Genomic DNA, 11602 nt, shown 5'->3' with positions numbered 1-11602 from the left:
CCTACTTTTTGGAGTAACCCGAGGAATTCACCGCCTCGAACAATGCTTTCGTTGTAGCCAAACCGGCCTCGCCGTTTACCGCGAAATACCAGAACACTTCGAGATCGCCGCGGTGCATGGCCTGGTTCATATCGCCGCTCTGGGATTTATGCGCGGCTTTCACCCAGTCGGCGACGATCATGTAGCTGTGCTTTTTATCTTCCCCAAAACCATAAGAACGGTCGAATTCGAATACCGGAGCCGTTTTGAGCACATCTGTTTCGGGATAGCCCGCAAGGCCTGCAAACCGGAAGTTATAGCTTTTGCTCTGCGATTGCCCGCCCAGCACCACAGGCTTTTTTGATCCTTTATAGCGCTGTGCAGCCCTGATGGCGCTGATGGACGCCGTTTTGTGATGCGCGTGCTGGCCTTCGTGCGGAACGAGGCAGAATATGAAATCGTACTGGCCGTTGGCTAGAATGTAGTCCAGTTTCTTCTCGACATAGGCAATGTCCCAATTTTTACCTTGCAAATAGGGCTTTTCGTCCCGGTTGTAGTAGTCATCGAGCTGGTCTAAAAAGAAGAAATTGCCGATGCCCATTACTTCGCCGGAGGCCATCAGCTCTTTTTTCCGGATCAGTGGCAAATGCTTTCTTCCCGTAGCGGAGTCTACGAGGTTGAGGCCATAGTAACTGGAAGCTACCAGCCCATTGTAGCCGCCCGAAGCGTCGGTAATCAAAGCGAGATCGGCGGAGCCTTTCAGCTCCCGGGTGATTTTGAACACCGTCACGGGAAACATCGTCTCGTCGTCGGGATGCGCCGTAACGATCAGGACGCGCGGGCCTTGCGCGTAAGCGGCCGCGGAAATCAGCAATAGTAACAAAAGATAAATGTTTCTCATGCGATCATTTTGTTAGGTGATGTGTTATAAAATTATGGATTCCGGGTAGTATTGCAATCGTTGCCCGTCCTGCCAGGTCAAACATTCGTCTACACTCTTATTATCAAAGCTTTATGGATTTGAAACTCAATGGGAAAACTGCATTCATCAGCGGTTCGACACAGGGTATCGGCTTTGCCATCGCGCAGAGTCTCTTGAAAGAAGGTGCCCGTGTGATCATCAACGGCCGCACCGAAAGTAAGGTAGCGGAAGCGGTCCAAAAACTGAATGAATCGACGCCGGGCGGGGGGCCGCCCAGCGGGATGCCGCCCAGCGGGATGCCGCCCGGCGGGAATGCGAGAGGTTTTGCTGCCGATTTTTCGAAGGTCGATGAAGTAAATGCATTGCTGCAACAGCTGCCGGACATTGATATCCTAATCAATAATGCCGGTATTTTCGAACCGAAGCCGTTTACCGAGATCTCGGACGAGGAATGGTTCCGGTTTTTTGAAGTGAATGTGCTTAGCGGCGTACGTCTGGCGAGGTATTTCTTTCCAAAGATGATCGCGAAAGATTGGGGCCGGATCATCTTCATTTCCAGCGAATCGGCGGTGAATATCCCGGAAGAAATGATCCACTATGGCACCACCAAAACCGCTCAACTCGCCGTGAGCCGCGGGCTGGCCGAACTTACAAAAGGCACCAACGTAACAGTGAACACAGTTATGCCCGGCCCAACCAAATCGGAAGGTGTGGCCGACTTTGTGAGGCAGCTGGGTGAGGCCAACAATATGTCCGCAGAGGAAGCCGAGAAGGATTTCTTCAAAAATGCACGGCCCACCTCGCTGCTGCAACGTTTCGCGTCAGTGGAAGAGATCGCTAACCTCGTTACTTACGTGGCGAGCCCGCTTTCGTCAGGTACTAATGGCTCGGCGCTGAAAGTGGACGGCGGCGTGGCGAAGTTCATCATCTGACGCTCGTGTAGCCTGATTTTAAGTGCATTGACCAGAATTCGACTCATTCTGGAACGTTCGTTCTGAAATAATTGTCTGATTATCATGGCACGCAGCAAAGCATTCGAACCCGAAGAAAGGCTGGAAAAGGCAAAATGCCTTTTCTGGCAAAAAGGCTATAACGCTACTTCCATGCAGGACCTCGTGGAGACGATGGGGCTGAACCGAGGCAGCATTTACGACACCTATGGCGACAAGCACAGCCTGTTCCTCCAATGCCTGCGAAGCTACACGGAAACCACGTTCGACGACTACCTGAACGTGGCCGGGGAGTCGAAGTCGCCGATTAAGGCGGTGGAAAAGATCATCAAAAAGGCGGCGGTACGGACGATCGGGGAGGAAAGGACGTGTATGGGGGTGAGGTCGACGTTCGAACTGGCTTCGGCAGATGAGGAAGTGCATGCGGTGCTGAAAGACAACACCACCAAACTGACCGCCCTGCTGAAAGATCTGCTCAAAAAAGCGCAAAAGGCGGATGAAATCAGCAGCAAGCGCGACCCGGGCATGCTGGCCCATTTCATTGTATCCAGCTTTGCGGGTTTCTGGCAGTTTTACCTCGTGTATGGCGATGCGGAGCTGGTGCACCAGCAAGCCGAGTTTTTAATAAAATCGATCAAAAAATAATGTTGCCAATGGTGGAACGGGCATTCCATAATGGCAATTCGTACGAAAATGTCAGGGTTAGTTACAGAAATAGCAAATAAATCAGGTATAGTAAAAATCTACAAGCAAGGTGCGCCCTCGGTATTGGGTTATGAAAGGGAAACAATGACCGAGCCTGGCCCCGGACAGGTGCGCATTCGCCAGGAGGCGATCGGGCTGAATTTTGTGGATACCTATTACCGCGACGGCAAGTTTCCCGTCAGATCCTTTCCTTACACGCCGGGCGTGGAGGCGGCAGGCATCATCGAGGCCGTGGGCCCGTGGGTGACTGAATTCCATGTCGGCGATCGTGTGGGATATCACTTCATTCCCGGTGCGTATGCGGAAAGCCGCGTGGTGTCCACGCAGCAGCTGGTCCATATTCCGGATACCATGTCGTCGGAAGAGGCGGCGGCGCTCCTGGTGAAAGGATTTACGGCGCGCATGCTGGTTAAAGAAGTTCATCCGGTAAAGCCCGGCGACGTTGTGCTGGTGCATGCGGCGGCCGGAGGCGTGGGTGCGCTCGTGACCAAATGGGCGAAAGCACTCGGCGCGACGGTAATCGGCACCACCGGCTCGGAAGAGAAGAAGAAAGTGGTGCTCGCCAACGGGGCGGATTACGTTTTCCTGGCCGAATGCCGCGAATTTGTACACTCCGTGCTGGAAATTACCGGCGGCCGGGGCGTGGATGTGGTGTTTGATGGGGTGGGAAAAGACACTTTCGCACATTCGCTGGAACTGATCGGCAAAGGCGGGAAGATCGTGCTTTATGGTTCATCCTCCGGTCAGCCCGAGCATATCGATCATGCGCTGCTGCGCGAAAGATCCATTATTATGGCAACGCCCACGCTCAGCGCTTACATCTCGGATCGCGATGCGCTCGACGCGTACGCAGCCGATACTTTCGAGGCATTTCACAACGGAATTTTTGGGAAACTTGCCATTACGCGCTATCCGCTATCGATGGCCGGCCAGGCGCAGGCCGACCTCGAAGCCCGAAAAACAATTGGTTCCGTAATTTTGGTGCCGTAAGTTTCCGCATCCATCCAGCTTTATGACCAAAGTCCTTATTCAGTTTGCTCATCCGAGACTCAGTAAATCCAATGTGCAGAAAACGTTGGAACAATATGCCCGTAAGGTGAAGGGCGTGACATTCAACGACCTCTACGAGCATTATCCCGATCTGTTCATTGATGTAAAAAGAGAGCAGCAGCTGCTGGCGAAGCACGATATCGTCGTATTTCAGCATCCGTTCTATTGGTACAGCAGCCCGCCGGTCCTGAAACAATGGCAGGACCTCGTGTTGGAATACAACTGGGCTTACGGTCCGAAGGGATACGCATTGCAGGGCAAAAAGGTGTTCAACGCCGTCTCCTGCGGGGGCGGGCGCGACGCTTATTCCGAAACGGGCTACAACCGGTTCCCGCTGGGGCAATACCTGCTGCCGTTCGATCAGACGGCTCATTTGTGCCGGATGGAATACCTGCCGCCGTTTGTCGTGCATGAAACCTACACCATCGAAGACTATGCGCTCAAAACTTTCGGCGAACAATATGCCGAACTGCTCGATGCGCTGGTGAACGACCGGATCAGTGCCGGGGCGCTTTCGGGAGTAGAATATTTAAATGAACTTTTTCCACACTAATACCCTCAACGATGCAGGAATCCTTCTTTTTTCAGGCAATGATATACCTCGCTGCGGCGGTGGTGATGGTCCCAATTGCCAAACGGCTCGGATTGGGATCGGTACTGGGTTACCTGGTGGCCGGGGTGATCATTGGGCCGGCAGGCTTGAAATTCATCGGAACGGAGGGGCAGGACATTATGCACTTTGCCGAATTCGGGGTGGTGATGATGCTTTTTGTGATCGGTCTCGAACTGGAACCGTCGCGCTTGTGGCGGATGCGCAAGAGCATTGCGGGGCTTGGCGGCTTGCAGGTGGGCATTACCACCGTCCTCGCGGCGGGCGTGGCCATGCTGCTGGGTATCGGCTGGAAAGAAGCATTGGCATTGGGTATGATCGTGGCCATGTCGTCCACGGCGATCGTGATGCAGACGCTGGATGAAAAAGGCTGGCTGAAAACCGTGGCCGGGCAAAGTTCGTTTGCGGTGCTGCTGTTCCAGGACCTGGCGATTATCCCGATGCTCGCATTATTTCCGCTGCTGGCGGATCACGCCGGAGTGGCCGACGGGCACGGTGGCGGCGGGTCGCTGGTAAGCGCATTGTCCGCGTGGCAGCAGGCGATCGTTGTGTTGCTGTCGGTTTCAGGCATTGTATTGACCGGAAAATACCTTTTACGGCCGGTTTTCCACATGATGGCCCGCACCGGGTTGCGTGAAATGTTTACTGCAACCGCATTGCTGCTGGTGGTTGGCATTGCGGTGCTCATGACCTCGGTAGGGCTGAGTCCGGCGCTGGGCGCGTTCGTGGCCGGCGTAGTACTCGCCAACAGCGAATACCGCCACGAGCTGGAAAGCTCGATTGACCCGTTTAAAGGGCTCTTGCTGGGCCTGTTCTTCATTTCGGTAGGCTCTTCCATTGATTTTTCACTGGTTATGTCAAAGCCGTTGCTCATCATTGGGCTAGTGGCAGGCCTTATGCTGCTGAAAACGGCCATTCTCTTTGTTTTGGGTAAAATATTTGAAGTGCGGAATGCGCAGAACTTCATATTCAGTATCGGACTAAGCCAGATCGGCGAGTTTGCATTCGTGCTCCTCAGCTTTTCGGTGCAGCAGGGCGTGTTGGGAAAGGAAATTTCGGATACGATGACCGCCGTGGTGGCGATCAGCATGGCGATGACGCCGCTGGCTATGATGGTCAATGAGAAATTTATCCTGACGCGCTTCTGCCTCGTCAGCGCCGGACTGCAAACTGCGCAGCGGCCTAGTGATGTGGAAGAGCAGGATAATCCGGTGATCATCGCCGGGTACGGGCATTTCGGCAACATCGTGGGGCGGTTTCTCCGGGCCAACGGCGTGGAAGCGACGGTATTGGACAATGACAGCGACAATGTCGATTTCCTGAGGAAAATAGGCCTTAAAGTGTATTACGGCGACGCCACCCGCTACGAACTGCTCGATATAGCAGGCGCCAGCCGCGCACAAATGATCATCATCGCGATCAGCGACGAGGAAAAGCGGCTTGAACTCATTGAAACAGTTAAAAAGCATTTCCCCAACCTGCACATGCTCGTACGCTCCACAAACCGCAACGACGCATACGACCTGATGAATGCGGGCATGATGCACATTTACCGCGAAACGTTCGATACAAGCCTCAGGTTAGGGGTGGATGCATTGAAGCTGCTCGGGCACCGCGCACATGAAGCGACCCGCATGGCTAAGACGTTTTTCGTGCACGACGAGCGGACGCTGAAACATTTGTCGAGCATCCGCAACGATGAAGAGTACATTCACGCCGCCCGGCAGCATATGGAAGAGCTGGAAATGATCATGCAGGCCGACAGGGAGGCCGTCCATTTGAACGCCCTCGCAGGCTGGGACCGCAAGGCGGAAGCCGAAACGGCCTGAAAAGCCTCAGGAGGCGGTTGGTGACGGGCTAATTTTGTCCCAAAACCAGCCGGCTACCATTCCCAGAAAGCTCGCGAGAAGACCATAAATAAGTGCGGGATACTCGGTTTCTATATAAACACAAACCAGCCAGACAACCAGGCCGGCGATCATCGAAAGGTAGCAGCCGAGCGCATTGCTGGATTTCCAGTAAAGCCCCGCGGCCAGCGGAACGAATAATGACACGAGGCTGAATGCCGACGATTCGGCCACCAGTTCGAAAATGCTCTCGCGCGTGGCAGCCATAAAAATGCATATGGCCGTGATACCGATGATCCCTGTACGAATGATTTTAAGCAGCTGGCGGTCGTCGAGTTTTGGGTTGAAAAATTTGAAAATATTCTCTCCCAGCACCACTGCCGGCGCCATGATCGCGCTGCTGGTTGTGCTTAGAATGGCCGAAACGAGTGCCCCGAAAAACAATATCTGAAGCGGCAGGCTCATGTGTTTCAAAATCATGTTGGGGATGATCATCTGCCCGTCCTGCTCCTCGTTCGGATACAAATGATGCCCGCAAAGCCCGATAAACAGCGGCAGGAGGGCAATGGTGAGGTACATGAGCGAGGATAACAGCGTAGACTGTACCGACACGCGGGCCGATTTGGCCGACATCACCCGCTGGAAAACATCCTGCTGCGGGATCGAGCCGAGCCCGATCGTGATCCAGGCGGCGAAGTATTCGAGATGGCCTTTCAATGTATTTTCCGGAAAAAAGCGGAAGAACCCTGGCGGCGCCTTATCGATCAGCGGCTGAAAACCACCGACTTTCTGATACAATACCGCCGCCACCACCAGCAAACCTACGATGATCATGAGCGTTTGCACAAAATCGGTGATCGATATGGACCACATGCCGCCCCAGATGGTGTAAAGTATTACAACAAAAGAGCTGGCCAGAATGCAGGTCAGCAGCGACCAGCCCAGCACGACTTTCAGCACAATACCCATCGCAAGCAACTGCGCGGCGATCCAGCTGAAATAGGACGGAATGATGAGCATGGCGGAGAGGAGCTCGGCATTGCGGCCGTAGCGCAGCCTGAAAAAATCACAGAATGTGATGATATTCATTTTGTAAAACCTGCGGGCGAAGAAAAGTCCTACCAACAGGAGGCACAGCGATGCGCCGAATGGATCTTCGATAATGCCCAGCACGCCATTCTCGACAAATTCGGTGGGGGCACCCATGATGGTTTCCGACCCAAACCAGGTTGCAAATGTGGCCGAAGCGGCCAGGACCAGCGGCAACCTGCGCCCTGCGAGAACGAAGTCTTGCGTGGAATGGATTCTTTTGGAGGCCCAGAGTCCGATTCCGAGATTGGCGAGCAGATATGCCAGGATGGAAACGGCCAGCATGTCGTCAGGCTTCCTGGTGCTCTACGATCCACTGTGTAGTGGCATTGATCGTGCCCATTTCCCAGAAAATGGAGGGGCTGAGTTCGATGCCGAGCCATTCCTGCAATTCGGTGGTGATGTCGACCATCAGGAGGGAGTCCAGACGGTAGTCGATGATCTCGGCGTCCAAATCTACTTCGGAGGGTTCTATTTCCGCGTGGTGTGCAATGCGCTCAACTATCCAGCCGGAAATCTCGGTAAATGTTTTACTCATTTAGTTAAAAGTTTGTGATCGCATCGAATGCAAAGGTGAAATTAGTACTTTTGCGAATTTTTCAAAAGCAAACGACCTTTTATGTAACCGGCGTTAATCTAGAATTGTTTTCCGGGCAAAAATCTCACGCGCTTTCAATCGCTGGATCTTTCCGCTGGATGTTTTCGGCAGTTTTCCGGGAGCGATGAGTGTAATATTGTGAGGAATGAGGCCAAAGGCCAATCCTACACTTTGGGCCATTTTGGTTTTGATGGATTTTTCATCATCCGGTGTCTGCGTCACGCGGCGCACTTCGCTCACGATCATCAGCGCTTCGCCTTGCTCCGTTTCCACCGAAAATGCCGCCGAGGCATTAGGCTGAATGTCCGGATGACTTCCGCTTACGACTTCTTCAATATCCTGCGGGTAATAGTTCACTCCGCGTATGATGATGAGCTCTTTGGTGCGGCCTGTGATGAAGAGAAGGCCGTTTTCCATAAACCCTAAATCGCCGGTCCGCAAATAAGGACCATTGCCATCGCTGGTGTAGGCCTGGAATGTCGCTTTTGTAGCTTCTGGTTTTTCCCAGTATCCGCCGGCAATCGCGCTGTTTTTTACCCAAATTTCGCCTTCCTGGCCATTCGGGCATACTACCCCGTTGGTTGGGTTCACGATCTGCACTTCCGTGAATTCCACGGGCGGGCCGCATGCTACCACTTCCTTGTTGACCGCATCGCCCAGTTTGTGGTAGGTCAAGTCAACGCCGTTCAAATGCAGGCTCACGGCCAACGTTGCTTCGGCAAGGCCATAGGACGGTACCAGGCTGTTTTTCCTGAAACCGGCTGCTTGCGTGGCGGCTGCGAACCGTTCGAGCGTAGCGATCCGGATCGGTTCGGCGCCTACGTAAAGGACGCGCAATGAGCTGAGGTCCAATGCGTGCAGCTGTTCTTCCGGAATGCGCGCAAGGCAATGGTCGAGCCCGAAGCCCGGACCGCCGCAGAAGCCGGCCCGATAATTACTGATCGTTTGCAGGAGCAATGCGGGCTTGGTAATGAACAGCAGCGGGGAAATGATGTAGCCCGTGCCGCCGGTGAAAAGCGGGGATAAAAGCCCGTCCACAAGTCCCATGTCGTGATAATGCGGCAGCCAGGTAACCGAAGTGTCGTCCGCGGTGCGGCCAAAGCAGTTGTTGATGGCGCGTAAGTTGGCGGTCAGGTTCGGGTGGCTGATCATCACGCCTTTGGGCTGGCTGGTGGAGCCGGAAGTATATTGCAAATAGGCCGTTTCGACCGATTGCTTATGCCTCCGCACCGCTGCCGCAGCGGCGGGGGCAGCCATCAGGTCGTCTGTGAAAACCCACTCGATGTCGTATTCCTGCAATGCGGAAGAAGCATCGTTTTTCCGCTGAAACAGCATTTTGTACGTCTTCGCATTGGTAATGATCCCCGCAGCGTCGCAGTCACGGATGATGCTGAGGATGCGGTTAATGCCAGGCTCGGAATAGCTGATGGGCGTCGGCACGGCGATAATGCCCGCATGCAGCGTGCCCAGGAAGGAGCAAATGAAAGCAGCCTCGGCAGGCAGCAACAAAATCACCCGCGCATTGACGGGAAATTTGGCGCTCAGTTGGTGAGAGGCAGCCAGTACTTGCTGATGAAGTTCGCTGTAACGAAGTTGCTCGGTCACTTCACCCTCCTTGCCAATGTATCCGTAGGCAAGCTTATCTGGATGTAAACCGGCGTTGGTTTTTAGTACATCAAGTATATCCATAAACTGCAAAATAGAAAGAAAAGGCCAGATAAAGTGGCTTGGCGCACAGTATCTGGCCTTTTTTTATCAAAAGGTGTATTAATTATCGTCTGGGACCACGCTGACGTCCGTTGTTGCCGTAGTGATCGTTGCGACGGTATTGTTTGCGATAAGCCCGGTTGTCGTGGCGGTAATGGCGGTGACGGTCGGCATATATGATGCGACGCGGTGCTGGTTTTACCACAACCACACGTGGTGGCGGAGGGGGGGCATGGTAATGCCTGTAACCGTGCCGGTAGCCGTAGTCGTAACCGGGATCGTAGGATCGGTAGGTACAGGATGAGATCGAAATAGCTGCAATCACCGTCATGATGACCGACAGCAAAACACTATTCTTTTTCACGGTTCTAGTTCGTTTTGTACTGTTCTTAGAACGGATTGGACGCCAGAATAGTGCCGGGAGGATCAGTAACCGATAGTGTCTTATGAGTTATCCACATTGTGAGTAACCTATAAATGTAGGTTAATCGATTGAAAGAGTGGGTTTTTTGAAGTTGTTAACAAGTTATACACATTTGGCGTGTGGATAACTTGTTAACAAATATTAGGATTATGCTTCTACGTCGTAGATCACCACCTTCTCCCAAAGGTGCGCGCATTCTTCCACGAACTTTTTGTGCAATGGGTGAACCTGGTACACGTCATGGCCAGCCTCATCCTTAAAAACCAATATCTCCGCGAAGTCGTAAGTAGCGTCGATCACCGGTCTGCGGGTAGCAGCCGGCGGCCCGATGTAGGCTGATTCGATGGATTCAATAGCTTCCAGCGATTTGATGCCCGCCAGAAGGGCCTGTCTTGCTTCTTCGTTGTCCTTCTCTTTCAACCAGAAGAATACGTTGTGGATAAACATGGATAATGGATTATGGTGTTAGAAATTGATTATGGATTCACCTGGTTCACGACATCGTCCGCTTTCGGTTCCGCCAGGTGATACGCTTTTTCGAGCTTGAATGAAAACGTTGTACCCTTGTCCGGCTTCGACATGACGGCGATTTTGGTGTCGTGGGCATTCAATATATGCTTAACAATGGCAAGTCCCAAACCTGTACCGCCGATTTCTTTGCTGCGGCTCTTGTCGATCCGGTAAAAGCGCTCGAAAATACGGTTCAAATGCTCGTGCGGAATGCCTGGGCCGTTGTCTTTCACCTCTACTTCGATGTATTTTTTGCTTTCGCTGAAATGCACGATCACCTTGCCATTCTCATTGCCATATTTGATGGCGTTTTCGATCAGGTTGAGCATTACCTGCTCCATGCGGTCAGCGTCGGCCTTGATCCACACTTCCTGCATATCGTCCGGTTTAACTTTCAATGTCACATTGCGGTTTTTGGCGATGTGTTCCAAGCGGCTGAATATGCTGAGGGTGAGTTTGCGGAGGTCGGTCGGGACGATATTCATTTTAATATCCCCGGTTTCCATTTGCGAGAGCACGAGCAGGTCTTTCACGAGCACATCCAGGCTGTCGAGGTTGTTCGCGGCTTTACGCAGGAAGCGTTCGCGCACATTATCATCGTCCATTGCGCCATCGAGCAAAGTGTGGATAAACCCCTGGGCGGCGAAAATGGGTGTTTTAAATTCGTGGGAAACGTCGGCCAGGAACTCCCGGCGGAAGAGTTCCAGCTTTTTCAGCTCGTCGATCTCCTTTTGTTTTTTGGTTACATAAACAAAAATCTCATCGTTGATGGTCTTCAACGGGTTCGATTCCCTGATCAGCTTCTTGCGCGGGGCCATATTGAAATCCCGCATTTTGAGCTTATGAATGGTCCGGTACATTTTGTTCACCTCGCGAAAAACCAGGATATCGACGGCGTAGAGCACAAGGAAAAACGAGGAAGCAAACGAGGCTATGGCCGACACAAAGAGCATCCCTTTCGAAACACCATCCACAAACGCGAGAAATGTGGTGGTAATGAGGGAAATCAGAAACGCCAGAATAACGGCGATGAAACGCGGACTTAAAGACATGGTACTTTAAAGCTTGCATTACGCCGGCAGATTATCCTCGGGCGCAATGCGAATCTGTTAAAAATTTAGCCTTAAAGTTAACACTTTGAAACCGGTTTCGATTCGGTTTCGCACCCGAAGTGGTTTATTAAGAAATTGTTAAGCGATTATGGTGTTATC

General features: G+C 52.7%; 11 protein-coding genes. 5 read left to right on the top strand and 6 right to left on the bottom strand.

All coding sequences use genetic code 11. The annotated features are described in order from the left end of the window. Position 1: 1 nt before the first annotated feature. Positions 2 to 880, bottom strand: a complete 879-nt coding sequence (locus tag DFER_RS16885; protein ID WP_015812866.1) for a PIG-L family deacetylase — start codon at positions 878 to 880, stop codon at positions 2 to 4. A gap of 113 nt (positions 881 to 993) precedes the next feature. Between DFER_RS16885 and DFER_RS16880 the strand changes: the two genes are divergently transcribed. The 5 genes from DFER_RS16880 (at position 994) to DFER_RS16860 (ending at position 6045) form a co-directional block, all read left to right on the top strand. Continuing rightward, positions 994 to 1833, top strand: coding sequence for an SDR family NAD(P)-dependent oxidoreductase (locus DFER_RS16880; RefSeq protein WP_015812865.1), 840 nt, complete (start codon positions 994 to 996; stop codon positions 1831 to 1833). An 84-nt stretch (positions 1834 to 1917) separates the two neighbouring features. Then, positions 1918 to 2496: a TetR/AcrR family transcriptional regulator gene (locus tag DFER_RS16875; protein ID WP_015812864.1), complete on the top strand. Its 579-nt coding sequence runs from the start codon at positions 1918 to 1920 to the stop codon at positions 2494 to 2496. A gap of 144 nt (positions 2497 to 2640) precedes the next feature. After that, entirely contained in the window at positions 2641 to 3546 is a 906-nt protein-coding gene (locus tag DFER_RS16870) for a quinone oxidoreductase family protein (protein ID WP_229206027.1), read from the top strand. 22 nt (positions 3547 to 3568) lie between these two features. Then, positions 3569 to 4159, top strand: a complete 591-nt coding sequence (locus DFER_RS16865) for an NAD(P)H-dependent oxidoreductase (protein WP_015812862.1) — start codon at positions 3569 to 3571, stop codon at positions 4157 to 4159. A gap of 11 nt (positions 4160 to 4170) precedes the next feature. Next, a complete protein-coding gene (locus DFER_RS16860; protein ID WP_015812861.1) occupies positions 4171 to 6045 on the top strand; it encodes a monovalent cation:proton antiporter-2 (CPA2) family protein in 1875 nt (624 codons plus the stop codon). 6 nt (positions 6046 to 6051) lie between these two features. On the opposite strand, the gene DFER_RS16855 is transcribed toward DFER_RS16860, so the two are convergent. The 5 genes from DFER_RS16855 to DFER_RS16835 form a co-directional block, all read right to left on the bottom strand. Further along, positions 6052 to 7437, bottom strand: a complete 1386-nt coding sequence (locus DFER_RS16855; RefSeq protein ID WP_015812860.1) for a high affinity choline transporter 1 — start codon at positions 7435 to 7437, stop codon at positions 6052 to 6054. A gap of 4 nt (positions 7438 to 7441) precedes the next feature. After that, positions 7442 to 7690 (bottom strand): acyl carrier protein, encoded by a 249-nt coding sequence (locus DFER_RS16850; protein WP_015812859.1) that lies wholly within the window; start codon positions 7688 to 7690, stop codon positions 7442 to 7444. 93 nt (positions 7691 to 7783) lie between these two features. Then, on the bottom strand, positions 7784 to 9439 hold the full coding sequence (locus tag DFER_RS16845) for a fatty acyl-AMP ligase (protein WP_015812858.1): 1656 nt from the start codon (positions 9437 to 9439) through the stop codon (positions 7784 to 7786). Between the two features lie 589 nt (positions 9440 to 10028). Beyond that, a complete protein-coding gene (locus DFER_RS16840; RefSeq protein WP_015812856.1) occupies positions 10029 to 10328 on the bottom strand; it encodes a Dabb family protein in 300 nt (99 codons plus the stop codon). 29 nt (positions 10329 to 10357) lie between these two features. Further along, positions 10358 to 11443, bottom strand: a complete 1086-nt coding sequence (locus DFER_RS16835; RefSeq protein ID WP_015812855.1) for a sensor histidine kinase — start codon at positions 11441 to 11443, stop codon at positions 10358 to 10360. Positions 11444 to 11602: the final 159 nt, after the last annotated feature.

Origin of the sequence: Dyadobacter fermentans DSM 18053, assembly GCF_000023125.1 — a bacterium.
Classification (GTDB): Bacteria; Bacteroidota; Bacteroidia; order Cytophagales; family Spirosomataceae; genus Dyadobacter; species Dyadobacter fermentans.
The sequence above is the reverse complement of the archived record's forward strand: the minus strand, read 5'-3'. Positions and strand labels throughout refer to the sequence as shown.